The sequence below is a fragment of the Leifsonia sp. TF02-11 genome (genome assembly GCF_017565305.1).
Taxonomy (GTDB): Bacteria; Actinomycetota; Actinomycetes; order Actinomycetales; family Microbacteriaceae; genus Leifsonia.
This window is the reverse complement of record NZ_JAGEKP010000008.1, coordinates 136,946-159,939: the sequence shown is the minus strand read 5'-3', so window position 1 is coordinate 159,939 and position 22,994 is coordinate 136,946. Positions and strand designations below refer to the sequence as shown.

The 22,994-nt window shown below is 70.8% G+C and carries 21 protein-coding genes; 9 read left to right on the top strand and 12 right to left on the bottom strand.

Going from position 1 to position 22,994, the window contains the following annotated elements; genetic code table 11:
* Together JNB50_RS12955 and JNB50_RS12950 are read right to left on the bottom strand one after the other, a co-directional pair.
* Complete coding sequence (locus JNB50_RS12955; protein WP_208040549.1) at positions 1 to 1,464, bottom strand: APC family permease; 1,464 nt, start codon at positions 1,462 to 1,464, stop codon at positions 1 to 3.
* Positions 1,465 to 1,475: 11 nt separating this feature from the next.
* Positions 1,476 to 2,414: a carbon-nitrogen hydrolase family protein gene (locus JNB50_RS12950; RefSeq protein WP_208040548.1), complete on the bottom strand. Its 939-nt coding sequence runs from the start codon at positions 2,412 to 2,414 to the stop codon at positions 1,476 to 1,478.
* 108 nt (positions 2,415 to 2,522) lie between these two features.
* Between JNB50_RS12950 and JNB50_RS12945 the strand changes: the two genes are divergently transcribed.
* A complete protein-coding gene (locus JNB50_RS12945; RefSeq protein ID WP_208040547.1) occupies positions 2,523 to 3,281 on the top strand; it encodes a FadR/GntR family transcriptional regulator in 759 nt (252 codons plus the stop codon).
* A gap of 114 nt (positions 3,282 to 3,395) precedes the next feature.
* On the opposite strand, the gene acs is transcribed toward JNB50_RS12945, so the two are convergent.
* Positions 3,396 to 5,378: an acetate--CoA ligase gene (gene acs / locus JNB50_RS12940; protein WP_208040546.1), complete on the bottom strand. Its 1,983-nt coding sequence runs from the start codon at positions 5,376 to 5,378 to the stop codon at positions 3,396 to 3,398.
* A gap of 160 nt (positions 5,379 to 5,538) precedes the next feature.
* On the opposite strand from acs, the gene JNB50_RS12935 reads away from it, so the two are divergent.
* Entirely contained in the window at positions 5,539 to 6,549 is a 1,011-nt protein-coding gene (locus JNB50_RS12935; RefSeq protein WP_208040545.1) for a PHP domain-containing protein, read from the top strand.
* Positions 6,550 to 6,708: 159 nt separating this feature from the next.
* Positions 6,709 to 8,112: an APC family permease gene (locus JNB50_RS12930; RefSeq protein ID WP_307794713.1), complete on the top strand. Its 1,404-nt coding sequence runs from the start codon at positions 6,709 to 6,711 to the stop codon at positions 8,110 to 8,112.
* An 83-nt stretch (positions 8,113 to 8,195) separates the two neighbouring features.
* Here the strand turns inward: JNB50_RS12930 and JNB50_RS12925 are convergent, their stop codons facing one another.
* Positions 8,196 to 8,924, bottom strand: a complete 729-nt coding sequence (locus tag JNB50_RS12925) for a hypothetical protein (protein ID WP_243768431.1) — start codon at positions 8,922 to 8,924, stop codon at positions 8,196 to 8,198.
* A gap of 119 nt (positions 8,925 to 9,043) precedes the next feature.
* The gene (locus tag JNB50_RS12920) at positions 9,044 to 9,820 is read right to left on the bottom strand and encodes a hypothetical protein (RefSeq protein ID WP_208040543.1); all 777 of its coding nucleotides are present in this window, start codon (positions 9,818 to 9,820) and stop codon (positions 9,044 to 9,046) included.
* A gap of 129 nt (positions 9,821 to 9,949) precedes the next feature.
* Between JNB50_RS12920 and JNB50_RS12915 the strand changes: the two genes are divergently transcribed.
* From JNB50_RS12915 to JNB50_RS12905, 3 genes are read left to right on the top strand one after another with little or no spacing between them, the layout of a single operon-like run.
* Positions 9,950 to 10,684, top strand: coding sequence for a phosphatase PAP2 family protein (locus tag JNB50_RS12915; protein ID WP_208040542.1), 735 nt, complete (start codon positions 9,950 to 9,952; stop codon positions 10,682 to 10,684).
* 10 nt (positions 10,685 to 10,694) lie between these two features.
* Positions 10,695 to 11,360 (top strand): response regulator transcription factor, encoded by a 666-nt coding sequence (locus JNB50_RS12910; RefSeq protein ID WP_208040541.1) that lies wholly within the window; start codon positions 10,695 to 10,697, stop codon positions 11,358 to 11,360.
* A gap of 31 nt (positions 11,361 to 11,391) precedes the next feature.
* Positions 11,392 to 12,378, top strand: coding sequence for a sensor histidine kinase KdpD (locus JNB50_RS12905; protein WP_208040540.1), 987 nt, complete (start codon positions 11,392 to 11,394; stop codon positions 12,376 to 12,378).
* Between the two features lie 82 nt (positions 12,379 to 12,460).
* On the opposite strand, the gene JNB50_RS12900 is transcribed toward JNB50_RS12905, so the two are convergent.
* Complete coding sequence (locus JNB50_RS12900) at positions 12,461 to 12,964, bottom strand: MarR family winged helix-turn-helix transcriptional regulator (RefSeq protein ID WP_243768430.1); 504 nt, start codon at positions 12,962 to 12,964, stop codon at positions 12,461 to 12,463.
* Between the two features lie 23 nt (positions 12,965 to 12,987).
* Positions 12,988 to 14,670, bottom strand: a complete 1,683-nt coding sequence (locus JNB50_RS12895) for an MDR family MFS transporter (RefSeq protein WP_208040740.1) — start codon at positions 14,668 to 14,670, stop codon at positions 12,988 to 12,990.
* A gap of 130 nt (positions 14,671 to 14,800) precedes the next feature.
* Here JNB50_RS12895 and JNB50_RS12890 point away from each other — a divergent pair, with 130 nt between their 5' ends.
* Positions 14,801 to 15,484 carry a TetR/AcrR family transcriptional regulator gene (locus JNB50_RS12890; RefSeq protein WP_208040538.1) on the top strand — a complete coding sequence of 228 codons (684 nt, stop codon included), beginning with the start codon at positions 14,801 to 14,803 and terminating at the stop codon, positions 15,482 to 15,484.
* Between the two features lie 276 nt (positions 15,485 to 15,760).
* Here JNB50_RS12890 and JNB50_RS12885 read toward each other — a convergent pair whose 3' ends face one another.
* The gene (locus JNB50_RS12885; RefSeq protein ID WP_208040537.1) at positions 15,761 to 16,396 is read right to left on the bottom strand and encodes a class I SAM-dependent methyltransferase; all 636 of its coding nucleotides are present in this window, start codon (positions 16,394 to 16,396) and stop codon (positions 15,761 to 15,763) included.
* 31 nt (positions 16,397 to 16,427) lie between these two features.
* Between JNB50_RS12885 and JNB50_RS12880 the strand changes: the two genes are divergently transcribed.
* Together JNB50_RS12880 and JNB50_RS12875 are read left to right on the top strand one after the other, a co-directional pair.
* Entirely contained in the window at positions 16,428 to 17,057 is a 630-nt protein-coding gene (locus tag JNB50_RS12880) for a LysE family translocator (RefSeq protein ID WP_208040536.1), read from the top strand.
* 106 nt (positions 17,058 to 17,163) lie between these two features.
* Complete coding sequence (locus JNB50_RS12875) at positions 17,164 to 17,922, top strand: GntR family transcriptional regulator (protein ID WP_208040535.1); 759 nt, start codon at positions 17,164 to 17,166, stop codon at positions 17,920 to 17,922.
* A 39-nt stretch (positions 17,923 to 17,961) separates the two neighbouring features.
* Here JNB50_RS12875 and JNB50_RS12870 read toward each other — a convergent pair whose 3' ends face one another.
* The 4 genes from JNB50_RS12870 to iolB form a co-directional block, all read right to left on the bottom strand.
* Positions 17,962 to 19,014, bottom strand: a complete 1,053-nt coding sequence (locus tag JNB50_RS12870) for a Gfo/Idh/MocA family protein (RefSeq protein ID WP_243768429.1) — start codon at positions 19,012 to 19,014, stop codon at positions 17,962 to 17,964.
* Positions 19,015 to 19,130: 116 nt separating this feature from the next.
* Complete coding sequence (locus JNB50_RS12865) at positions 19,131 to 20,114, bottom strand: sugar phosphate isomerase/epimerase (RefSeq protein ID WP_208040534.1); 984 nt, start codon at positions 20,112 to 20,114, stop codon at positions 19,131 to 19,133.
* Positions 20,115 to 20,161: 47 nt separating this feature from the next.
* A complete protein-coding gene (iolD, locus tag JNB50_RS12860; RefSeq protein WP_208040533.1) occupies positions 20,162 to 22,090 on the bottom strand; it encodes a 3D-(3,5/4)-trihydroxycyclohexane-1,2-dione acylhydrolase (decyclizing) in 1,929 nt (642 codons plus the stop codon).
* A complete protein-coding gene (iolB, locus tag JNB50_RS12855; RefSeq protein WP_208040532.1) occupies positions 22,087 to 22,989 on the bottom strand; it encodes a 5-deoxy-glucuronate isomerase in 903 nt (300 codons plus the stop codon). Before iolB ends, iolD begins: the two co-directional genes overlap by 4 nt.
* Between the last annotated feature and the right edge of the window lie 5 nt (positions 22,990 to 22,994).

Genomic DNA, 22,994 nt, shown 5'->3' with positions numbered 1-22,994 from the left:
CTACTCCGGAGCCGGGGCGGAGGCCGGAGTGGATGCCGCGGTCTGCCCGGCGGGCGCGGTCGCCCGGTCGACCGCCGGGGCCGGCGCGACCTCCCCGTCGGCCTCGTCGTAGGCGATCTCGGGTGGCAGCTGCCGGAAACCCTTCGTCACGATCGCCAGCACGATGATGCCGAGCACGAGCCAGCTGAGGCCCAGGACGATGGCGTTGATGTCGAGCCGGGTCAGCAGATAGCCGGTGATGATCGCCCCGACCGCCGGGAGCACCACGTACAGGACGACGTTGTGCCGGTGACCCGCCTTGCGCTGCCGGAAGTAGTACACGATCACCGAGACGTTCACCATCGTGAAGGCGACGAACGCGCCGAAGTTGATGAACGAGGTGGAGGTCGCGACGTCGAGGAACATCGCCACCAACCCGACCACGCCGATGATCACCAGGTTGAAGACGGGCGACCGGAACCGGCGGCTGAGCTCGCCGAAGACCTTGCGGGGAAGCGCCCCGTCGCGTCCCATCGCGAACATCAGGCGGGCGGCGGAGGCCTGCGCGGCCAGCCCGGAGGCGAACTGCGCGACGACGAGACCCGCGATGAAGATCGAGCCGAAGATGTTGCCGCCGATGGTGATGGCGATGTCGAACGCGGCAGACGACGCGTCGTGGAACTGGCCTCCCGGGTGCACGAGCTGGGTGGTGTACGAGACCAGGATGAAGATGACGCCGCCGATCAGTGCGATCAGGAGGATGGCGCGCGGGACCGTCTTGCGCGGCTCGATCGTCTCCTCGGTGAACGTGGTCACGGCGTCGAAGCCGAGGAACGAGTAGGCCGCGATAGCTGCGCCTGCCGTCACGCCCTGGAACGTCGCGGTCGAGTTCAGGAACGGCCCGGCCGAGAACAGCCCGCCGGCGCCCTGGTGGGCGACGACCGACCCGATCGACAGGCCGACGAACACGACGATGACCAGCACCTGGAACGCCATCAGGATGTAGTTCGTGCGATCGGCCACCTTGATCCCGAGGATGTTCAGCAGCGTGGTGACGATGATGAAGCCGAGGATCCACACCCAGCCGGGCACCGCAGGGAACTGCGCCTCCAGGTAGGCGGCGCCGATCAGCCAGATCACCATCGGCAGGAACAGGTAGTCGAGCAGCACCGCCCAGCCGACGAGGAAGCCGACGCGCGGGTCGATCGTGCGGCGCACGTAGGTGTAGGCCGAGCCCGCGACGGGGTAGGCGGCCGCCATCCGACCGTAGCTGGAGGCGGTGAACAGCATCGCGACCAGCGCGACGAGGTAGGCGGAGGCGCTCGCTCCACCGGTGGTCTCGGCCACCACGCCGAAGATGCCGAGGACGATCAGCGGCGTCATGTACGCCAGGCCGAAGAGGACGAGGGACGGGAGGCGGAGGGTGCGGGCCAGCGACGGCTGGCCGGGGGCGGGCGCGGAGGCGGGGGTGTGAGCAGTGGACATGCCGGGATCCTTCACAGGAGAGGCTGACGGGAGGGGGTGGTGCTCGTGGGGGTGGTGAGGGGCGTTCCTGTCGAGTCGGCCGGCAGGGTGGCCTGGACCCGCCAGGTCGCCGGGTCGATCGCGCCGCCGTAGAGCGGGAGCGGGATCACCGCGTCCCCCGGACGGAACTGGGACCACATCCGGTTGACGCCGGCGGTGCCGTGCTCGCGCACGCGGGCGACGTGGTCGAGGTCGAGCGGCAGGGCGAGGACGGTCTCTTCGTCCCCGGCCGACTCCGCGAGGACGGCGCCCTCGGGGTCGACGACGATGGAGCGTCCGCGGCCGACCGGGCCGGCCGTGTTGACGCTCACGGTGAAGACCTGGTTGGCGATGGAGTTCGCCCGAGCGAGCACGACCTCCTGTTCGCGGTCGGGCGTCGTCGTCTTCACGACGTTCACGATCACCTCGGCCCCGAGCCAGGCGAGCTGTCTGCTGACTTCGGGGAACCAGGCGTCGTAGCAGATGTCGAGCCCGACGGTGCTGCCGTCGAGGCCGAAGACCACGAACCGGTCGCCGGGCACGTATGGCTCGTAGGGGCGCCACGGGAAGATCTTGCGGTAGCTCGCGGCGAGCTCCCCGGTCGGCGCGAACGCCAACGCGGTGTTGAAGAGCTCGCCCTGCGGGCCGCGCTCGCAGATGCTCCCGGGCACCAGCCAGACGCCCGCGTCCGCGGCGATCGCGCCAAGCCGACGGACCAGCTCGCCGTCGAGCGGCACGGCCGACGCGTCGAGCGCGCGGTTGCGCTCGTGCTCGGGCAGGTGGTCGGCGCCGAACAGGTGGAGCTCGGGGTAGACGACGAGCTGTGCGCCGTCGGCGGCGTGCCGCGCGACGTCCGCCGCGAAGGGCGCGAGGTCGGCGCCGATCGTGCGGGGTGCGGCCTGGACGCCGGCGACGGTCAGATGACCCGGCATGTCGGACCTCCATTGGTCGGGGACGGGGGTGCGGAAGTACTGGGAAACAAAATAGATCAATATGATCGGATTTGTCCAGCCCCGGCCCGCGTCCCTATGCTGGAGGCCATGACCGGCGACGCCTCCGGCACGCTCAAGCACACGGCCGTGCCCGCACTGACGGGTCCCGCCGTGGCCGGGATCACGCGGCTGTCCGCGGTCGACACCGTGCGCGCGCGCATCGCGCTCGCGGTCGAACTGCGGCTGCTCGCTCCCGGGGAGCAGCTGCCGAGCGACGCCGATGTCGCCGCAGCCCTCGATGTCAGCGAGATCACCGCGCGCCGGGCGATCAAGAGCCTCGCCGAGGACGGCCTCCTGCGGCGGGTGCGCGGTCGCTCGGGAGGGACGTTCGTGGCGGAGGACGCTCCCACCGCGGTCCCGGGCGCCGGGTCAGCGGTGCAGGCGTACCGCGCGGACGCGAGCGAGGTGCACCGGCTCATCGACCAGCGCCTGCTCGACGAGACGAGCCTGACCCACCTGGCCGCGGTCTCGGCGACCGACGCCGACCTCGCCGAGCTGGATGCCGCGGTCGCCGCCGCGGCGTCCGCCCAGAACTGGACGGACTACCACGCAGCCGACGAGCGGTTCCACCTGGCGGTGGCGCGCGCTGCCGGCCGGCCTGCACTGGTGGAGGTGTACGAGGCGACGCTGCGTCGGCTGTACGCGTACTTCATCCCGTATCCGATCGCCTACCTCCACGAGGTCAACGAGGAGCACGCAGCGCTCGCGGCCGCCATCCGCCGCCGCGACCCCGTCGCGGCCGTTGCCCTGGCCGAACGCCACGTGGCCGTCCTCCACGACACCATGTTCGTCGGCCTCGAGCACTGAGCCCTCCCTCCTCCCACCACCGAGGGGCTCGTTGTTGTCCCTTTCGAGCGTCGAAAGGGACAACAACGTGCCCTTCGGCGGGGGTCAGCGTGGGTCGGCGGGGGTCGGCGGGGGTCAGCGGGGGTCGGCGGCGAGGGTGGCGGCGATGCGGTCGGGGACGGTGTCGTCCTGGAGGGACGTGGTGTCGCCCAGGGGGCGACGCTCGAAGAGGTCCACGAGCAGGCGGCGCATGATCTTGCCGGAGCGGGTTTTCGGGAGGTCGTCGACCACCACGAGATGGCGCGGCTTCGCGATCGCGCCGATGGCCGTGGCGACCTGGTCGCGCAGCTCTGCGACCTCCGGAGCAGCGCCGGCCGGGATCACGAACGCGGCGACCGCCTGCCCGGTCGTCGCGTCGCCGACGCCGACCACGGCGGCTTCCGCCACCGAGGGATGCGCGACCAGCGCCGACTCGATCTCGATGGTCGAGAGTCGGTGGCCCGACACGTTGATGACGTCGTCCAGCCTCCCCAGCAGCCAGAGGTAGCCGTCGTCGTCCACCGCGGCGCCGTCGCCGGCGAGGAAGTAGCCGCGGTCGGCGAACCGCCGCCAGTAGGAGTCGCGATAGCGCTCCGGATCGCCCCAGACTGTGCGCGACATGGCGGGCCAGGTGCCGTCGATGACGATGGAGCCGCCCGACCCGCGCGCGACGTCCTCGCCGCGATCGTCGACGACGCGCACGGTCACGCCCGGCACGGCCAGCGTCGCCGAGCCCGGCTTCAGCGCGGTCACGCCCGGCAGCGGGGCGACGATCGCCGCACCCGACTCCGACTGCCACCAGGTGTCGACGACCGGCGCTCTACCGGCGCCGAGCTGCTCGCGGAACCAGACCCACACCTCCGGGTTGATGGCCTCCCCCACCGTCCCGAGCAGCCGGATGCTGGAGAGGTCCCAGTCGCCGGCGGCGGCCAGGCCCTCGGGGAACCAGCTCATGAAGGTCCGGATAAGCGTGGGGGCGGTGTAGTAGGTGGTCACGCCGTAGCGCTCGATGATCTCGAAGTGCCGGCCGGTCGACGGTGTGTTCGGGGTGCCCTCGTAGAGGACGGAGGTCGTGCCGTTGGAGAGCGGGCCGTAGAGCACGTAGGTGTGCGCGGTCACCCAGGCGAGGTCGGCTGTGCACCAGTAGACGTCGTCCGGCTTGGCGTCGAACAGCGCCCAGTGGCTCCAGGAGGCCTGGGTGAGGTAGCCGCCCGTCGTGTGCACGACGCCCTTCGGCCGGCCGGTCGTGCCCGAGGTGTAGATGATGAAGAGCGGCGTCTCCGCGTCGAAGAACTCCGGATCGTGCGTGCTCGAGGCGGTGTCCACCGCGTCGTGCCACCAGACGTCGCGGCCCGGCCTCCACGGGATGTCGGGCGTCAGCTCCCCGGTGCGGCGCACCACGAGAACGTGTTCGATCGCGTTGTCGCCGGCGACCGCGGCGTCGGCCTGCGCCTTCACCGGCACCGCGACCCCGCGGCGGAACTGGCCGTCGGAGGTGACCAGCAGCTTCGCCCCGGTGTCCTCCACCCGGAAGCGCAGCGCCTCCGCCGAGAACCCCCCGAAGACGAGCGAGTGGATGGCGCCGATGCGGGCGATCGCGAGCGTGATGACGACCGTCTCCGGGATGACCGGGAGGTACACCACGACGCGGTCGCCCTTCCCCACGCCGAGCGCGGTGAGCGCGTTGGCGGCGCGGGCGACACGGCGCTGGAGGTCGGCGTACGTGATCGCCTCCCTGTCGCCCGGCTCGCCCTCGAAGTACAGGGCGATGCGGTCGCCGTTGCCGGCGTCGACGTGCCGGTCGACGCAGTTGACCGCGGCGTTCAACCGGCCGCCCGCGAACCACTCGGCGCGGGGGATGCTGAGCTCGCCGTCCTCCCCCGGCGTCGCCGGCTCCCAGGTGTGCGCGGTGTGCCACGGCTCCGCCCAGTCGAGGCGGGCCGCCTGCTGTTCCCAGAAGGCGACGGGATCGGCGGCCTGGTCGAACACCTCCCGGCCGACGTTCGCCTGCGCCGCGAACTCCGGGCTCGGCTCGTACAGGCGCGTCTCGCGGCCCAGGTTCTCGATCGCGCTGCTCACCTCACCGACGCTACCGGCGCCCGCCGCCGCGCCCGCCCCCTTGCGTAACCCCTCGTAACGCCATCGCTTCCTCACTTCCTCCCGCGACGCGCCGCTCCGAAGCGGGAGAAAGTGAGGAAGCGATGGTTGCGCGCGTGGTGGTGGTGGGAGCATGAGGGGCATGGATCCGGTCGCAGCCCTCAACGAGATCGCCTTCTGGCTCGAGCGCGAGCTCGCCCCCTCCTTCAAAGTGCAGGCGTTCCGCAAGGCCGCCGCCATCATCGCTCCACTCGGCGCGGACGAGGTCGCTGCGCGCGTCGCCGACGGGCGGCTGAAGCGCACCAAGGGGATCGGCGACCGCACGTTCCAGGTGATCTCGCAGGCCGTCGACGGCGAGGTCCCCGACTACCTCGCCGACCTGCGCGCGCGCAACGCCGAGCCGCTGGATGCGGAAGGCGCCGACCTGCGCGCGCAGCTGCGCGGCGACCTCCACAGCCACACCGAGTGGTCGGACGGCACCGTCCCGATCGAGGTGATGGCGGCCGCCGCGGCCACGCTGGGCCGCGAGTACCAGGCGATCACCGACCACTCCCCCACGCTCACCGTCGCGAGCGGGCTGAGCGCCGAGCGACTGACCGAGCAGCTCGACGTCATCGCCGGCCTCGACACGGGCAGCGTCACCCTCCTCACCGGCATCGAAGTCGACATCCTCGAAGACGGCACGCTCGACCAGACGCCGGAACTGCTCGACCGGCTCGACGTGGTCGTCGCGAGCGTGCACTCCAAACTGCGCGCCGACAGCCGCACGATGACCGCGCGGATGCTCGGCGGCATCCGCGCTCCGCACACGAACGTGCTCGGCCACGTCACCGGCCGGCTCGTGCAGGGCTCGCGCGGCACCCGTCCTCCGAGCGAGTTCGACGCCGACGCGGTGTTCGCCGCCTGCGCCGAGAACGGCGTGGCCGTCGAGATCAACTCGCGGCCCGAGCGGCAGGACCCGCCGGACGACCTCATCCAGCGCGCGCTCGACGCGGGCTGCCTGTTCTCGATCGACACCGACGCGCACGCGCCGGGGCAGCTCGACTTCCTCGCCTACGGGGCGGCTCGCGCGGCCGCGAACGGCGTGCCGGCCGAGCGGATCGTGACGACCTGGCCGCTGCCGAAGCTGCGGGAGTGGCTCGCGAAGGCCTGATCCAGCAAACTATCGATTTCGGCACTCGACGCGCCGAAACACCGCGCATTCCGCGGCGAATATCGCCGATCTGCTATGAGATCAGTCGTTCTCGATTCGGAATTCGTCGCGAGTCGGCCTACTATGGCGGGCGTCCCCGACTGCAGCGAAGGAGCTCGCGTGTCCTCCAACCCCGCCCCCACCGCACTGCGACGATCCCTCGGCCTCTGGGCGATCGTCGGCCTCGGCCTCGGCTACATGACCCCGATGACGGTGTTCGACACCTTCGGGATCGTCACAGGCCAGACCGACGGTGTCGTGCCGTCGGCGTACCTGTTCGCGCTCATCGCGATGGTGTTCACGGCGATCAGCTACGGGCGGATGACACGCGTGTTCCCGTCAGCCGGTTCGGCCTACACCTACGCGTCAGAGACCATCCACCCGAACGTCGGCTTCCTGGTCGGCTGGTCATCGCTGCTGGACTACCTGCTGCTGCCGCTGGTGAACGCGCTGATCGTGCGCCTGTACCTGGAGTCGTTCTTCCCGCAGGTGCCCGGCTGGATCTGGGTCGTCGCCTACGTCGCCGCGATCACGGCGATGAACCTGTTCAGCATGTCGTCCACCTCGCGGGTCAACGGCATCCTGGTGGCGTTCCAGATCGTCCTCATCGCGGTGTTCGTCGCGCTGACCTGGACGGCGCTCAACGCCGGCGAGGGCAACGGGACCGCTTTCAGCCTGGCCCCGCTGTTCCACTCGGGCGTGCACCTGGGCGCGGTGATCGGGGGCGCGACGGTCGTCTGCTTCTCGTTCATCGGGTTCGACGCGATCACGATGTACACCGAGGAGGCGAAGGACACCAAGACGGTGCCCAAGGCCATCGTCCTGGCGCTCATGATCGGCGGCGCGATCTTCTTCGTCGCCGCCTGGTTCGCGCAGTCGCGGTTCCCGACGCTCGCCGGGTTCAGCTTCACCGACGACACCCTGCCCGAGATCGCCCTCAAGACCGGTGGCCTGTTCTTCCAGATCCTGTTCATCTCGGCGGCGGTCGCAGCGGCGGTGGCCTCCAGCCTCGCCTCGCACGCCAGCGTCTCGCGCATGATCTACGTCATGGCCCGCAACGGCCGGGGGCGCATCTCGCGCTCGCTCTCGTATGTTCACCCGAAGTTCCGCACGCCGGCCACCGCCGTGCTGCTCGTCGGCGCGGTGTCGCTGCTCGCAGCGGCGTTCACGCTGGAGTTCGTGTCGTCGATGATCAACTTCGGTGCGCTGATCGCGTTCACGGTGGTCAATGCGACGGTCATCATCCACTTCGCAATCCGGCACAAGCAGTACCGCGGCGCCAAGCAGGTCGTGCGCAACATCGTGCTCCCGGCCATCGGGATGCTGCTGACCGGCGTGCTGTGGGCCAACCTCCACTTCGACGCGCTGACCTACGGCCTCATCTGGCTGACGATCGGGATCATCACGCTGCTCGTGCTGACGCGCGCGTTCCGCCGCCGTCTCGGCGTCACGCTCGACGACGACGGCGCGGGCGACCCGGCGGTCATCACCCGCGAGGGCGCGCCGGTCGACTCCACCCGCTGACCCGCTTCATCGAGAGGCACGTTGTTGTCCCCTTCGCGCGTCGAAGGGGACAACAACGTGCCCTTCGGCGTTCTTGGAGCGGCTCAGTAGCCCCAGGCGGAGGCGGGGGCCTGCACGATCTGCACCGGGGCGGTGCTCCAGTGGGCGCCGTTGGCGTAGTGGCTGGTCGCCCACGGGGAGGCCCAGATCGCCGAGGCAGTGGCGTCGGCGCTCGTTCCGGCGTTCAGGCCGGCGACGATGCCCGGGTACCCGCGCTGCAGGTTCTCCGCGCAGTACTTCGCGGCCGTCACGAGGTCGGGGTAGCTGCCGAGACCGGCGCCACCGCCCGAGCCGTAGCCATTGTTGAGAGGATTGTTACGATTCCACCAGTCCGGCGGACCGTTCTCCTGCCGCATCCAGCGCAACATCACGGTCACATTGGCGTCCGTCGTCTGCCAGCCGCCGAACATGAGCACGAGCTTGGCCCACGATTCGTTGGTGCCGATGCGTGCGAGGCCCTGGATGCTGTCCGTCGCACCGAGTGTGTCCCTGTCGACCACCGGCGCGCCGATCGTCGCATCCACATAGATGCGCTGGGCGGGCGGCGACGCGGGCGCGAGCTCGGCCTCCGGGACCCTGAAGACCGTGGCCGCCAGGGCGGCATCGGTCGGGACGATCGAGAACCCGCAGACCAGCGCGATCACCGCCAGGGAGACGCCCAGGCGGTGGTGCAGCGGCGGCCGTAGCACCGGCTTCGGCCGCGACGGCACGGCGGCGCGGCGGCCCGCCGAGCGGCGGCCGCGTGCGCGAGGGGGGACGGATGCGGACGGCATACCCGACCGAGAGTACCAGCGCCCCGGCCGAGCGGAAGCTGGAGATCTCGCGCCGAGGGGCTCGTCGTCGTGCCCATGGCGGCCCGAAAGGGACGACGACGTGCCCTTCGGCGAGCGCATCACGCGGCGGGCGAGCCCTCGGGAACGGAGGCGCGCGCGGGGTCTGCCGGGTCGCCGGGGCGGCGCGCGGTCATCACGATCACGCAGACCACGATCCCGGCGAACAGCGCCAGGCTGACCGGGCCGGGGCCGAGATCCAGGCCGCCGCGCGCGTGCGAGACCGCGAGCCAGTCGGAGATCGACGCGCCGAACGGGCGGGTCAGAACGTACGAGGTCCAGAAGGCGGCGGTCGCCCCCATCCCCCACCACCGGTACGCGGCCCCCGGGATCGCGAACAGCACCCCGAACAGGATGCCGGACGCCAGATAGCCGAGCCCGAACGTCGTCGCGGTGAGGTCGCCGACGGCGGTGCCCAGCGCGAAGGTCGCGAGCACGGCGCACCAGTAGAAGAACTCCCGCGCCCGCGTGTCGATGTGGTGCACGGAGAGCGTGCGCTGCGAGCGGTACCAGACGAGGAACACCGCGGCGAGGACGATCGCGAAGAACACCGTCGACACGTAGTACGGCACGCCGATGACGATGTGGATGACGTCCGCGACCATGGTCCCGAAGACGGCGACCATCAGCACGGTCAGCCAGTACACCCACGGGATGTACCGGCGAACGGCGAACTGCAGCGCGAGGGCGGCGGCGAAGACGACGAAGGCCGCGATCACGGCGATCACGGGATCGTAGTTCTTGACCAGGTAGTCGGAGGTCGTCTCCCCCATCGCCGTGGTGAGCAGCTTCGTGACCCAGAACAGGGCGGTGACCGCCGGGACCTTGTTGCGGAGCATCCCGACAGCATCGCGCGCCTCCTCTCAGAATCCTCTGAGAGGTCGGGGGCGAGAGGCGGTGACCGCGCGCATCCTTAGCGGCATCTGGGGAGGCGCGGCGCACTGTGGGAGGTCGAGGAGAGGACAGCCATGACCGCCACCCTGAACCGCCGGCCCGGAACGCCGGGCAGGCCCGGCACGCCCGGCGCCGCGAACGCGACAGCGCGCGCGATCGTCCTCCCGCTGTGCGCCATCCTCCTGCTGGTGCTGGCCGGTCTCGCGATCGCGGCGTCACCGGCCGTCACCGCTGGCGACCTCGCCGTCATCCAGGCGATCGAAACTGCCCGCACCCCGCTCCTCGACGCGGTCGCTCTCACCGACTCCGTCGTCTTCGCTCCCGTCGGTGCGCTCGTCATCGTGGCGGCCGTCTCGGCGTTCGCATGGTTCGGGCTGCGGAGGCCGGGCGCAGCCTTCGCGTTCGCCGCGCTCGCCCTGCTCCCCTGGCTCGGCAGCACAGTCGTCAAGGACATCGTGCGCCGCCCCCGCCCACTGTCGGCCGCCCTCCCGCATCACGTGCTCACCGACACCGGCTTCAGCTTTCCGAGCGGCCACACCAGCTTCGCCGTCGCCCTCGGGCTCGCGCTGCTGATCGTGTTCGGGCGCGGGCGGTTGCGACGACCGCTGCTCGCGTTCGCCGTCGTGGTGCCTCTGCTGACGGCGTTCTCGCGGGTGTACCTGGGTGTGCACAATCCGAGCGACGTGCTCGCCTCCCTGGTCTACGCCACCGCGGCCGTGCTGCTCGTGCTCGCGCTGCTGCGGCGGTTCGCGCCGGCGCCGGTCGCAGCGGCCGTCGCGGTGCGGGCGTCCCGAACGGGCGGGAGCTAGGGTGAGCGATATGGAGGCCACCCGACTGCGCGTACTGCTGGTCGAGGACGACCCGCGCCTCGGCCCGCTCATCGAGCAGGTGCTCTCGGAGACCTACGACGTGACGCTCGTCGCCGACGGCGAGAGCGGGCTGCTGCAGGGCCTCGACGGCCGCTTCGACGCGCTGATCGTCGACCGCCGTCTCCCCGGGATCGACGGCGCGACGCTCGTCGGCAAGCTGCGCGACGGCCGCGTCGTCGCCCCCATCATCATGCTGACCGCGCTCGGCGCCGTTCGCGACCGGGTCGAGGGGCTGGATGCCGGGGCCAACGACTACCTGGTCAAACCGTTCGAGTTCGACGAGCTGCTGGCGCGGTTGCGCGCGCTGACCCGCACCTTCAGCGGGGAGGGCAGGGAGCTGCCGGTCGGCGAATGGCGGTTCTACCCGGAGAGCCGCAGCATCTATTCGCCCTACGAGGGCCGCATCCAGCTGACCGCGCGGGAGTCGGACCTGCTGCGGCTGCTGGCCGAGAGCCCGCTGCGCACGTTCTCGCGCGCGCACATCCTGGAGGCCGTGTTCGAGGCGGACGAGCAGCCGGGCACGGTCGACACCTATGTGCACTACCTGCGCCGCAAGACCGACCCCGACCTCATCGCGACGGTGCGGGGCGAGGGCTACCGGCTGGGGCAGCTGTGAGCAGGGGTGCGGTCGTGAGCGGGGTGCGGTCGTGAGCAGGGAGCGCGACGTCGACTCGCTGGAGGTGCGCCGCGCCTCCCGCACGGTCGGCCTCCAGCTCACCATCGCCTCCGGCGCGCTCGTCGTCGCCGCGATCGGCGTCGCCTTCTTCTTCGTGCTCGATCAGCTGCAGCCCTCCGAGCTGCAGGAGGCGCCCCGCCCCGGCGAGCACAAGATCTACATCGACACCGTCGACGCGATGCTGGCCTTCGTCATCGTTGGAGTGCTGGCGGTCATCGTCGCCGGTGTGCTGTCCGTGATCGTCACCCGCCGAGCGGTCCGGCCGCTCGGCGAGGCGCTGCGCCGTCAGCGGGACTTCGTCGCGGACGCCAGCCACGAGCTGCGGACGCCGCTTGCCGTTCTGGACGCGCGGCTGCAGGTGCTGCAGCGCGGTCTCCCGCCCGGAGACCCATCGACGGCGACCGTCGCCGAGCTGCGGGACGACACCCGCACGCTCATCGACGTGGTCAACGATCTGCTGTTGGCGGCCGACCCCGAACGCGAGCGCGCCGCGGCCACCGAAGGGCCCGTCCCGTTCTCCGCACCGGTGCGGCGCGCGGTCGAGTCGCTGCAGGTTCTGGCTCAGGAGGCGGGAGTGGAGGTGCGGCTCGTGGAACGCGACGACGTCGCGAGCGACGTCCCGGCCACAACGCTGCAGCGCTGCGCGACGGCGCTGCTCGACAACGCGGTCGCGCACTCGCCGTCGGGCGGTGTCGTGACGGCGACGATCCGGCGGGACGGCCGCGCGGCCTCCCTGACCGTCGCCGACCAGGGGCCAGGCATCCAGGGCATCGACCCCGCGCGGATCTTCGACCGCTTCGCGCGAGCCGAGCCCGCCGCCGCCGGCCGCTCCCGCTCGGGATTCGGAATCGGCCTCGCGCTCGTGCGCGAGGTCGCCGTGCGGCACGGCGGCGAGGTCAGCGTCGCCTCCACCGGCCCCACCGGCACCGCCCTCGAACTGCGCCTCCCCGCCCGCTAGCAGCCATCGCTTCCTCACTTTCTCCCGCATCCACTCGGCGTGTTGCGGGAGAAAGTGAGGAAGCGGTTGCTGGGCTCGCGGGTCAGCGGGCGGAGGTGGGGGTGGTCTCGTTGAGGCGGGCGAGGAGTGAGGCGAGGCGCGCGACGTCGTCGGCCCCCCACTGGCGCAGGCTGCGGTAGAGCAGCACCTGGTCGGCGGCGCGGGCCTCGTTCACGCGCTCGATCGCTGCCGGCGTCGCGACCAGAAAGCTGGCGCGACGGTCGGCCGGGTCGGTCCTCCGCTCGACGAAGCCGAGCTCCTCGAGGATGCGCACCTGCCGGCTGACGACGCTCTTGTCGGTCGCCAGCTCACCGGCCAGCGCGCCCGCGTGCACCGGACCGGTGCGCACCAGCGTGTTGAGCAGCTTGAAGCCGACCGGCTGGAGGTCGGGATGCACGCGCGCGGACCGCTCGCGCATCCCGGCGCTCACCCGGTTGAAGAGGATCGTGAACTGCTCCTCCACGGCGGCGATGGCCACGTCGGTCCGGTCGAGCTCGGTCCGGTCGAGCTCGGTCCGGTCGAGGTCCGCCCGGTCCGTGTTGTCCATGGCCGCGATCATAACGCGTCCCCTCAGCGCCCTTCCTGAGTGCTCGACGGCCGCGCCTGCTGGGCGGCGATCGACCCCGTCGGGGCTCCGATCAACGCTTCAGCGACCTCCACGACCGTCTCCTCCGCCTGCTCGGCGGGGGTCTCGGTCGCGGCGTCGCCCGTCGCGTTCTCCTCGAGCTGCTGAATCGCCGTCTTGGTGCCGAGCTTGGAGTTCGGCAGCAGGAGGATCGCGATGATCGTGACGATCGCCAGCGGCACGGCCACCAGGAAGATGTCCGCGACCGCCTGGCCGTAGACCGCCTCGATGATCGTCCGGATACCGACCGGGAGCTTGCTCACCTCGGGGAGGGTGCCGCTCTGCAGCGACTGGGCGATCTCCGCGCCCTTCTGGCCGAGCTTGGCGATGGCGACCTGGAGGTCGTGCTGGCGGTCGGCCATCAGGTCGGTGACCTTCGTGCCGAGGATGCTGCCCATCACCGAGACGCCGATGGTGCCGCCGAGGCTGCGGAAGAACGCCACGTTGGAGCTGGCAGCGCCGAGCTGCTCGGGCCGCACCGTGTTCTGCACGATCAGCACAAGGTTCTGCATCACCATGCCGACGCCGGCGCCGAGGATCAGCATGTACAGCGAGACCAGCACGTAGTTCGTGTCGTACTCGATGGTGCTCATCAGGTAGAGGCCGACGGTCAGCAGCACGGAGCCGGCGACCATGAACGCCTTCCACTTGCCGAACCGGCTGATCAGGTTACCGACGATCGTGGAGGAGAGCAGCAGGCCGATGATCATCGGCAGCGTCAGCAGACCCGATTGGGTCGGCGTCGCGCCGCGGGCGAGCTGCATGTACTGGCCGAGGAACACCGACGTGCCGAACATCGCGACGCCGACCGAGATGGAGGCGATGACCGCGAGCGTGAACGTGCGGTTCTTGAACATCCCCAGCGGGATGATCGGCTCCTTCACCACGAGCTCGGTGATGACGGTGGCCACCAGCAGTGCGATCGAGCCGCCGACCATCCAGAACGTCTCAGGGCTCCACCAGTCGAAGTTGGTGCCGGCGAGCGAGACCCAGATGAGCAGCAGCGAGATGCCTGCGGCGAGGAAGACCGCGCCGAGGTAGTCGATGCGGACCTTGCGGGCCGGGCGCTTCGGGAGCTTGAGGGTGATCTGCAGCAGGATGATCGCGACGATCGCGACAGGAACGCCCACGAAGAAGTTCCAGCGCCAGCCGATCGAGTCGGTGAGGAGGCCGCCGATCAACGGGCCGCCGACCGTGCCGACCGCCATGATGCCGCCGAAGAGGCCCATGTAGCGACCGCGGTCACGCGGGCTGATGATGTCGGCCATGATGATCTGGCTGAGCGCGGTCAGACCACCGGCACCGAGGCCCTGCACGACGCGGAAGCCGATCAGCATGCTGGTGTCCTGCGAGAAGCCGGCGAGCGCCGAGCCGAGCACGAACAGCACGAGCGCGAGCTGGATGAGGATCTTGCGGTTCAGGAGGTCGGCGAGCTTGCCCCAGATCGGGGTGGAGACGGTGGTCGCGAGCAGCGTGCTGGTGACGACCCAGGTGAACGCCGTCTGGTCGCCGCCGAGCTCGGAGATGATGCGCGGCAGCGAGGTCGAGACGACCGTGCCGGCGAGGATCGAGACGAACATTCCGAGCAGGAGCCCGGACAGGGACTCGAGCACCTGCCGGTGCGACATCGCCGGGGCTGCCTCCCCCGTCGTGACAGTAGACATGTGATTCCTTCGCACTTGGTTGACAATGAGCAACCATATATAATTAGGTGACCAAAATCAACTAACAAACTGCATTCACGCAAAATTTCCGACTATGCATAATTTTCCGACGATCCCGGCCGCGGCCGCGCCTGAGCCCGGGCTCCGCGCCCGCAAGAAGGCCCAGACCCGAGCCGACCTCGAGCGCGCGGCCGTCGAACTCGTGCTCGACCACGACCTCGACGACGTGACCGTCGACGACATCTGCGCGCGCGTGCCCGTCTCGCACCGCACCTTCTTCAACTACTTCGACAGCAAGGAGGACGCCCTCTTCGGCGTCCGCCGCGCCTGGGGCGACAGCGACCTCGTCGCCGCGCGGCTGCGCGAGGTCTACGACGACAGCGTGGTCGCCGCCGTCATCGACACGCTCTTCCGCGCCCTCCCCGCCGAGACGGCCGACCCGACCCTCCAGGAGGCGCGCATGCTGATCGCCGCGCGCAACCCCGGACTGATCCGTCGCCGCATGCGCCGACTGGACGATCTACGCGTGGGGTTAGTGGCGGCGGTGGCCGAGCTGATCGCGTTCGCGTCGAGGCACGAGCCGTCCGGCTCGGACGCGGCCTCGACGACGCTCGTTCCGCTGGATGCGCAAGCCGAGTTGCTGGTGACGGCCTGCATCGGCGCGGTCCGCATCGCGGTGCGCGAGTGGGCGGAAGCCGGCGCAGTCGGCAGCCCCGACGACGTGTCCGCGCGCGCGGTCACGATCGTGCGCACGCTCGCCCCGCTCGTGGTGCGCTGACGCGTCGGGAACGGAGGAGATCGGCGGGCGCGGGTGGCCGGAACGCAGGTAACGGAGGAGATCCCGCCCTTGCGGGCCCGGAACACCTCCGTTCGCCGCCAATCCCGGGCGCGCCGCGGCGCACCTCCTCCGTTGCCGACATGCGTCGGGAACGGAGGAGATCGGCGGGCGCGGGTGGCCGGAACGCAGGTAACGGAGGAGATCCGGCGGTTTCGGGAGGGGAAGTCCTCCGTTGGCGACGGCGGGAAGGGGGATCGGGTCAGCGGGCGGGGCGGGTCAGCGGGCGGGGCGGAGCTCGGCGAGGAGGATGCGGTCGTCGCCGTGGGTCCACCATTCGTGGCGGACGACGTCCAGGCCGGGGGCCGCGGCCGCGAGCAGCTCCGGCGTGCGGAAGAGCTCGTGGTGGGTCGGATACGCGGCCGCGCCGTGGCCGTGCGGGACCGCAGCGCAGCCGCCGTGCTGGGAGAGGTCGACGTCGCCGAACGTCGCCGTGACCGCACGGCCGCCGAGGCGCAGCACGCGCGCCCACTCCGACATCGCGGCGCGCGCGTCGGGGAACAGATGGAGGCTGGTCGCGCAGGTGACGAGGTCGAACGAGGCGTCGCCGAACGGCAGCACGGTCGCATCGGCCTCCACGAAGGCGGCGTCGGGGAGCGCGGCTCGCGCGACCTCCAGCATCCCGGGCGAGAGGTCGATCCCGGTCAGCCGCAGGGTGGGCCGCTGCTCGTGCAGCGCCCGCAGCACGAGCCCGGTCCCCGTTCCGACATCGAGCACGTCGGCGGTGTCCTTCGCATCGGCGAGCGCGAACGCGGCGACCGCTGCGGCGAGCCCGCGGTGCATCGCGCTGTCGTCATACTCGCCCGCCCTGCCGTCGAAGCGGGCACGGACGGCGGACAGGAGGTCGTCGGTCATGGCGGGAGTGTACGCCGAATAGAATCCCTCCATGACCGCCCCCGCTCTGCTCGGATTCGCGGGACTGTGCGTGCTCCTCGCGGTGACGCCCGGACCCGACACGTTCCTCGTGCTGCGCTACAGCCTGGCGCGTCCCGGCGCCGGGCTCGCCGCGTCCGTCGGGTCCGCCGTCGGGTCCATCCTGTGGGCGCTCGCCGTCGCGCTCGGCCTCGCGGCCCTGCTCGAGCAGTCCGCCGAGATCTACCGGGTGGTGAAGATCGCCGGCGGCCTGTACCTCATCTACCTCGGCGTCTCGGCCTTCATCGCCAGCCGTCGGGCGGCGGCGCACGGCGCCGACCTGCGGGTGCGCACGACCTCCCTGCGGTCGGGCTTCATCGCCGGGATGCTGTCCACCGTGATGAACCCCAAAGTCGGCCTGTTCTTCCTCGCGATCGCGCCCCAGTTCGTGCCGCGCGACGGCAACGCGATCGGCAACACCCTCCTCCTGGGCGCGATCGACGCGGTCGTGGCCGCCGGCTACCTCGCCGTCGTGGCGGTTCTGGCCTCGCGCGCGGTCGCCTGGCTCAAGAGACCCGCGGTGACGAAGGTGCTGGAACGCGTGTCGGCCGCGATCCTCGCGGCGCTGGGCGTCGGCACCATCGTGCTGAGCGTCGAGGAGTAGCGCGGGACACTCTCGCGACGTCGATCGGGGGCGCCGTCTCCGGCCGGACATGTTCCACCTGGTGTACGGTTGTACTGACATAATCACCAAGTTGTGGAGGACAGGGATGCAACCCGAGTACCCGCTTCCCGTTGACCTGTTCGACAACCTGGACAAGGCGAGCCCGATCCCGCTGTACTACCAGCTCGCGACCGCGCTGGAGCAGGCGATCCGCGACGAACGCGTGCCTCCCGGTTCTCGACTCGAGAACGAGATCTCGCTCGGCAACCGGCTGGGGCTGTCCCGGCCGACCATCCGGCGCGCGCTGCAGGAGCTCGTCGACAAGGGCCTCCTCGTTCGCCGCCGCGGCATCGGCACCCAGGTCGTGCACGGCCGGGTGACGCGCAACGTCGAGCTCACCAGCCTCTATGAAGACCTCGGCCAGTCCGGCCAGACGCCGACGACCCGGGTGATCGCGTACGAGCTCAGGACCGCCGACGAGACGGCCGCCACCGAGCTCGGCGTCGCGGTCGGTGCGCCGGTGCTGCACCTGACGCGACTGCGCTGCGCCGACGGAGTCCCCCTCGCGGTGCTCGAGAACACGCTCCCGGAGGACTTCACCGACATCACTCGCGAGGACCTGGAGGCCCGCGGGCTCTACCAGCTGATGAAGGCGCGCGGCGTCTCGATCCGGGTCGCCAACCAGCGCATCGGCGCGCGTGCCGCGAGCGCGGTGGAGGGCGAGCTGCTCGAGATCCGCAAGGGCTCCCCGCTGCTCACGATGTCGCGCACCGCGTTCGACAATTCCGGGCGCGCTGTGGAGTACGGACAGCACGTGTACCGGCCCGATCTCTACTCGTTCGAGCTCACCCTCGTCGACCGCTGAGCGCCACCGGCCGCTGAGCGCCCCAGGCGGACGGGCGCGTCAGCCGGCGTAGAAGGCGGGACGTGTCGCGGGTGCGACGGCCACGGGGCCCGACGTTTCGAGCGCCTGAACTCCGGCCTCGCAGGCGAGGGCGACCAGGTAGCCGTCCCAGGCGTTCGGGCCGGCGACGAGCGAGCCGTCGCGCACCGCGTCGACCCACGCCTGCACCTGCGCGTCGTAGGCGCGGGCGAACCGGGTCTTGAACGTGGTGTGCTCTGCGACCGAGAACGCGGCGTCCGACCAGCGCTGCAGGCCGGACGGTTCACCGATGCGCGCGACGCCGGACTGGAACACGGCCTCCGTGCGCACCTGGTAGCCGAACCGAACGCTGACGTTCATCTCGACGTCGACGAGCACCCCGTTCTCGAGCTCGATCAGCACCAGGATGGGCTCACGGAGGCGTTCGGGGGCCAGGTCGTTGCGGCGCGGGTACTTCACCTCCACGCTGCGGACCGGCGAGCCGGCGAGCCACGGCATGACGTCGAACTCGTGCACCACCGAATCGGTGATGAGCATGGACTGGGTATAGCTGTCGGGGACCGACGGGTTGCGGTGCACGCCGTGCAGCAGGAGCAGCTCCCCCGCGTCGCCGCCCGTGATCAGCTCGCGGAGGGCGCGGTACTCCTCGTCGAAGCGACGCATGAACCCGAGCTGGATGTGCGGGCGGTCGAGCTTCTGCTCGAGCTCCAGGATGCGCAGCGACGATGCACTGTCGGGCGTCAGCGGCTTCTCGCACAGGGTCGGCAGGCCGGCCTCCAGGGCGGGCACCAGCACCGGCTCGTGGAACTGCCCGGGAGTGGCGATGATCACGGCGTCGAGGGCGTCGGCGGCGAGCGCGTCGTCGAGGCTCGCGAAGGGCCGTGCGCCGGGTGCGGCCGCAGCTGCCGCCTCGGCGCGCCCGGCATCGGGCTCGACGATGGCGGACACGGTCGCCCCGCTGATCGCGCGCGTGATGCGCTGGATGTGGTCGGCGCCCATCTGGCCGGCGCCGACGACGCCGACCCGCAGGTCCTGGGCGGGGGCGCTTCTCATCGGGTGCTGCGTGCTGCTCATGCGGTGTGGCTCGTTTCTGTGCGTGAGGGGAGGTCGGCCGGGCGCCGGGCGGCGCGTCCGGTTCAGGGGCGTCAGGGTCGGCGGGTCCGGTCTGCGATCCAGGTCAGCGGGCCGGGTCAGCGGGTCCGCGTCAGCGGACTGCAGCCGAGGATGTGTTGTCGCGTGCGGGTGGCGATGCCGAGCGGCACCCCGATGTCGATGCCGGGCATGTCCTGCTCGACGATCGCGAAGATCTCGGGGTCGATCGCCGCGACCGCCTCGATGATCGGGGCGAAGTCGGGGACGCCGGCCGGCGGCTCGACCATCACGTCGATGGCGGCGTCGGCGAACGCCACATCGTTCTTCAGGATCTCGAAGCGCAGCTCCGGGTCGATCTGCTTGAGGTGCAGGTAGCCGATGCGCTCGGGGTGATCGTGGATGAGAGCGACGCTGTCTCCGCCGTAGTAGGCGAAGTGACCGGTGTCGAGGCAGAGGTTCACGTAGCGCGGGTCGGTCTCGGCGAGCAGTCGCTCCACCTCCCGGTGCGTGCCGATGTGCGAGTCGGCGTGCGAGTGGAACTGCTGGCGGAGGCCGTATTCCTCCAGCAGCATACGACCGAGTCGATCGTGCCCCTCGGCGAGCGACGCCCACTGCTCGTCGGTCAGTGTGCGCGGCTCGAGGGTCTCGCCGGTGACGTCGGACCGCCACAGGTCGGGGATGACGACGATGTTCTCACCGCCCACCGCGCGGGTGAGGGCTGCGACCTTCTCGACCTGCTCGATCGCGCGGTCCCACTGGTCGGCGCCCTTGTGGAAGCCGGTGAAGACGGTGCCGCCGCTGATCTCGAGGTCCCGTTTCGCCAGCTCGTCGAGCAACTGCGCCGGGTCGGTGGGAAGGTAGCCGTACGGCCCGAGTTCGATCCAGTGGTAGCCGGCGGCCTGAACTTCGTCGAGGAAGCGGTCCCATGGCGTCTGTCGCGGATCGTCGGCGAACCAGACGCCCCACGAGTCAGGCGCGGTGCCGATGCGCAGGCCGGAAGCGCGCGCACCGGTAGCCGGGTCGGTGCTCGTCACGCGCTCGGTGGAGGATGCGCGGGCGGTGGAGGGTGCGGTGTCGGTCATCGTCGTCCTTCGTCGTGGTTCGGCCGTCGTGATGGTCGCCGCTCGGCTCAGCCGAGCAGAGGTCGCTGGCTCTTCCGCTGCTCGGCGTACTCGGCGCGGGCGGCCCTGGTGCTCTCCAGTTCGGAGACCTCCGCGACCGGCACATCCCACCAGCCCCCGCCGTCCGGCGCGTAGACGAACGGATCGGAGTCGATGTGGATGAGGGTGGAGGTGCTGCTCGCCTTGGCCGCTCTCACGGCCTCCTCGAGGCGCGCCGCGGCGTGCGGCCCCGGTGCGAGCTCGATCACGTCGATGCCGAAGCTGCGCGCGTTCGCGGCCAGGTCGACGGGGAGGAAGTCGCCACGCTCGAAGTTGAGCTCCGCGTCGTCGCGGAAGCGGAAACGCGTGCCGTAGCGCTGCGAGCCGACCGTCTCGGACAGGTGGCCGATGGACGCGTAGCCGTGGTTCTGGATGAGCACGACGACGATCTTGATGCCTTCGGCGACAGCGGTCGCAAGCTCGGTGTGCAGCATCAGGTACGAACCGTCGCCGACCAGGACGATCACATCGCGGTCGTCGTTCATCGCCTCCAGCCCACGCTTGACGCCCATGCCGCCGGCGATCTCGTAGCCCATGCACGAGAAGGCATATTCGACGTGATACCCCAGCGGATCGCGCACACGCCAGAGCTTGTGGAGGTCGCCGGGAAGCGACCCGGCCGCCTGCACGACCACGTCGCGCGGATCGGAGGCACGCTGAACGGCCCCGATCAGCGCCGGCTGGCCGATGAGGGCCGGACCCTCCGACGGCCGTGGCTCGGTCGGGGCCAACGCGGCGTCGGCCACGGCGTCCCACGCCGCCTTCTCGTCGGCGATCCGTGTCGCATAGCCGGCCTCCACCCGGTGCCCGGCCAGGGCGTCCGAGAGCGCGGTCAGCGTCTCGCGGGCGTCGGCGATCACCGCGAGCTGCGAGCCGTGCTTGTAGGCGTCGAACGATGCGACGTTGATGTTGAGGAACCGGACGTCGGGGTTCTGGAACACGGACCGGCTGGCAGTCGTGAAGTCGCTGTACCGGGTGCCCAGGCCGATCACGAGGTCGGCCTCCCCGGTGAGGCGGTTGGCAGCGGTGGTTCCGGTGGCCCCGACACCGCCGAGGTTCTGCGGGTGGTCCCAGGCGAGCGAGCCGCCACCGGCCTGCGTGGTGCCGACCGGGATGCCGGTGGCCTCCACGAATGCACGGAGCGCGTCCTCCGCGCCCGAGTAGATCACCCCGCCGCCGGCCACGATCACCGGACGCCGTGCCGCGCGGATGGCGTCGACCGCCGCCGTGAGCGCCCAGCCCTCCGGAGCCGGCCGGCGCACGTGCCACTCGCGCGGCGCCAGGAACTCTTCCGGCACGTCGAGCGCTTCGGCCTGCACGTCCTCCGGCAGCGCGATCGTGACGGCGCCGGTCTCCGCCGGATCGGTCAGGACGCGCATCGCCGCCAGAGCGATGGAGAACAGCTGCTCGGGGCGCTGGACCCGATCGAAGAACCGCGAGACCGGCCGGAAGGCATCGGTGACCTGGATGCCGAGGTCGTGCGGGTGCTCCAGCTGCTGCAGAACAGGGTCGGCCACGCGGGTCGCGAACGTGTCCGACGGCAGCAGCAGGGCCGGCAGCCGGTTCGCGGTCGCCAGTGCGGCGCCGGTGATGAGGTTGGCGGCTCCCGGGCCGACGGAGGCGGTCGACGCGAACGTGGCCCTGCGGCGGTGGATGCGTGCGAACCCGACGGCCTGGTGCACCATCGCCTGCTCGTTGCGGGCCTGGTGATACGGCATCATCGACGGGTCCTGCACGTTGGCCTGTTTCAGCGCCTGGCCGAGGCCCGCCACGTTGCCGTGGCCGAAGATGCCGAACATCCCCGGGATGGTGCGCTCGCGCACCTCCCCGTCGACGGTCCACTGGTTGGCGAGGAACTCGACGAGCGCCTGGGCCACGGTCATCCTGCGGGTGGTCATCGAGCTGCTCCTTCGGCGGTCGGAACGTACGGAAGGCGAGGGTCGGGCTGCTGAGACGTCCAGGTGTCGCGCAACCACGCCTGGCGTGGGTCGTCGCTGATGAGCCACGCCCGCTCCTGCCCCGGCCCCGCCATGACGTTCAGGTAGTAGAGGTCGTACTCGGGCGCGGCGACCGCCGGTCCGTGGTAGCCGAACGGGACCAGCGCGATGTCTCCGGTGCGCACCAGCGCGTTCGTCTCGATATCGCCGGCGGCCGAGCGGTAGGTGGCGAAGCTGCCGAAGGCGTCCGCCGATCGCGGAGCGTTCGAGCCGCGCACGGGCGCCGACTCGAAGTAGTAGATCTCCTCGAGCTGCGACTCGTGACCCGGCACGTCCTCGTCGTGCTTGTGGGCCGGGTGCGACGACCAGTTGCCCGCGGGCGTGATGACCTCGCAGACGATGAGGGAGGCCGCATCGAGAGAACCGGGAGTGCCGAAGTTGTGCACCTGCCGGCTGTCTCGGCCGGCGCCGCGCAGCTCGACCGGCACCCGCTCCGCGGGCAGGTACGCCGACGGCTTCTGCACGCGCGTCGGGGCCTCGGCGACAGCGACGCGACCGTGACCGGAGATCGTCAGGCCGTTGCCCGCACCGACGTAGACGATATCGGTCGGCCCGTCGAACACGCTCGACCGGCCGGCGAGCCGGGTCGTGGCGCCCTCGTGCTCGACTGCGAAAGCGCCGGCGAGCGGCACGACGATCCGCTCCACGTCGCCCGCCGGCAGCTCGACCGTGTTGCCGGTGAGCTCGGCCACGCGCAGCCCGGTGTGCTGCCAGCCGTCGATGCGGTCGTCGACGATGGACTCCCACCCGCGGTCGCTGAGCGCGCCGCGCGGGAAGAACCATTCGTTGTGCTCGGCCATGGTGG

Excerpts from the sequence above, each read along its gene's own strand:
- JNB50_RS12955 (WP_208040549.1), bottom strand. The coding sequence starts at position 1,464 with ATGTCCACTGCTCACACCCCCGCCTCCGCGCCCGCCCCCGGCCAGCCG.
- JNB50_RS12950 (WP_208040548.1), bottom strand. The coding sequence starts at position 2,414 with ATGCCGGGTCATCTGACCGTCGCCGGCGTCCAGGCCGCACCCCGCACG.
- JNB50_RS12945 (WP_208040547.1), top strand. The coding sequence starts at position 2,523 with ATGACCGGCGACGCCTCCGGCACGCTCAAGCACACGGCCGTGCCCGCA.
- JNB50_RS12935 (WP_208040545.1), top strand. The coding sequence starts at position 5,539 with ATGGATCCGGTCGCAGCCCTCAACGAGATCGCCTTCTGGCTCGAGCGC.
- JNB50_RS12925 (WP_243768431.1), bottom strand. The coding sequence starts at position 8,924 with ATGCCGTCCGCATCCGTCCCCCCTCGCGCACGCGGCCGCCGCTCGGCG.
- JNB50_RS12920 (WP_208040543.1), bottom strand. The coding sequence starts at position 9,820 with ATGCTCCGCAACAAGGTCCCGGCGGTCACCGCCCTGTTCTGGGTCACG.
- JNB50_RS12915 (WP_208040542.1), top strand. The coding sequence starts at position 9,950 with ATGACCGCCACCCTGAACCGCCGGCCCGGAACGCCGGGCAGGCCCGGC.
- JNB50_RS12910 (WP_208040541.1), top strand. The coding sequence starts at position 10,695 with ATGGAGGCCACCCGACTGCGCGTACTGCTGGTCGAGGACGACCCGCGC.
- JNB50_RS12900 (WP_243768430.1), bottom strand. The coding sequence starts at position 12,964 with ATGGACAACACGGACCGGGCGGACCTCGACCGGACCGAGCTCGACCGG.
- JNB50_RS12895 (WP_208040740.1), bottom strand. The coding sequence starts at position 14,670 with ATGTCGCACCGGCAGGTGCTCGAGTCCCTGTCCGGGCTCCTGCTCGGA.
- JNB50_RS12890 (WP_208040538.1), top strand. The coding sequence starts at position 14,801 with ATGCATAATTTTCCGACGATCCCGGCCGCGGCCGCGCCTGAGCCCGGG.
- JNB50_RS12885 (WP_208040537.1), bottom strand. The coding sequence starts at position 16,396 with ATGACCGACGACCTCCTGTCCGCCGTCCGTGCCCGCTTCGACGGCAGG.
- JNB50_RS12880 (WP_208040536.1), top strand. The coding sequence starts at position 16,428 with ATGACCGCCCCCGCTCTGCTCGGATTCGCGGGACTGTGCGTGCTCCTC.
- JNB50_RS12875 (WP_208040535.1), top strand. The coding sequence starts at position 17,164 with ATGCAACCCGAGTACCCGCTTCCCGTTGACCTGTTCGACAACCTGGAC.
- JNB50_RS12870 (WP_243768429.1), bottom strand. The coding sequence starts at position 19,014 with ATGAGCAGCACGCAGCACCCGATGAGAAGCGCCCCCGCCCAGGACCTG.
- JNB50_RS12865 (WP_208040534.1), bottom strand. The coding sequence starts at position 20,114 with ATGACCGACACCGCACCCTCCACCGCCCGCGCATCCTCCACCGAGCGC.
- iolD (WP_208040533.1), bottom strand. The coding sequence starts at position 22,090 with ATGACCACCCGCAGGATGACCGTGGCCCAGGCGCTCGTCGAGTTCCTC.
- iolB (WP_208040532.1), bottom strand. The coding sequence starts at position 22,989 with ATGGCCGAGCACAACGAATGGTTCTTCCCGCGCGGCGCGCTCAGCGAC.